Annotated in this window: 2 protein-coding genes; both read left to right on the forward strand. The window is 37.8% G+C overall.

Translation table 11 applies throughout. From position 1 onward, the window contains the following. The coding region (locus ALO_RS22520; RefSeq protein ID WP_004096764.1) for a class I SAM-dependent methyltransferase at nt 1-451 on the forward strand (451 nt) is incomplete at its 5' end. Beyond that, nucleotides 448-954, forward strand: coding sequence for a hypothetical protein (locus ALO_RS13200; RefSeq protein ID WP_004096766.1), 507 nt, complete (start codon nt 448-450; stop codon nt 952-954). The genes ALO_RS22520 and ALO_RS13200, both read left to right, overlap by 4 nt. Nucleotides 955-1,123 lie beyond the last annotated feature (169 nt).

Raw genomic sequence — 1,123 nt, forward strand, 5'->3', positions numbered from 1 at the left:
TAAGGGGCCGACTAAGGCTGCACCAGGAACGAGTAATACTAAACTTAATATTGGTGCCGGTGACAATCCTCAGTCAGGCTATAGAAATGTTGATATAGATCCCAAAATTGCTAGTGTTGAGAAGATGGATGCTAATAACCTTAGTAGCATAAAGACAGCTTCCCAAGCGGAAGTTCTTGTTCAAAATCCTCGCGGGTTTAATCCATTAGAAAGTGACATTCCACGAGTTATGCAACCTGACGGGAAGCTAACAATCGTAGGAAATATGTCCAACAAAGATTTTAACAAAATATTTAATATGTCAGAGGAACAACTTGCACGTTACGGATTTAAGCTTGAAACTAAAGGAGTAGCATCTGATGCTTTAACAGTAGGTTGTAAAACGACTGATGGAAAGGATATTATAGCAAGCACTCTTAAACAGATAGTATTAGTGAGGATAGGAAAATGATTCATAAAATTGATATAACAGATGAGATGTGGGATATAGTCGATTTTTTTGATGCACGAATCTTTATGAATTGTCCGAGGACTCTTGGAGACAGTATTAGTTTTGGGGTGTGGGGTGTAACGCTTATCAATGATAATAATTGGTTAAGTACGATAAATGTACCATTAGAAAACAAGAATGCGTATTTAGCTGGGATGTCAAGAGTGTTAATTGATGGCGTAGTTGGTGGAAAAGTGGAAATCGCATTATATGACCAAGTAGAATTTTCCCACTTTATTCAAACGGCGGAAGGCAAGAGAATAGATCTAAATAGATCTTGGAATTACGAACCTAAAGAAAATTTAAAACTATATGAGTGGGATTGTGTTTTTGATTGGCCTTGCGGGTACGCTCATTTAGAGTTAGCTATTCAGGGTAAAATGTTTCTTGAATTTGATACTGATAATGTCGTTATAGCAACAGAATATGTAATGAATCCCCAAAAATATAGTTATCCGGAGTAATGTTTGATTCAGGAAGCGCGGAGACGGAGATTTGAAATGACCCCGGGGACGATCACCTTTTGACACCTTATCTTAAAAGCGAAAAACAAACATCGGAGCAACGGACAAAATAAGTTCGTTGCTCCGATGTTTGTTTAGACGGAAACGAATGAACGGGGGAATCTAGAAA

It is taken from the genome of Acetonema longum DSM 6540 (assembly GCF_000219125.1).
GTDB classification, from domain to species: Bacteria; Bacillota; Negativicutes; order Sporomusales; family Acetonemataceae; genus Acetonema; species Acetonema longum.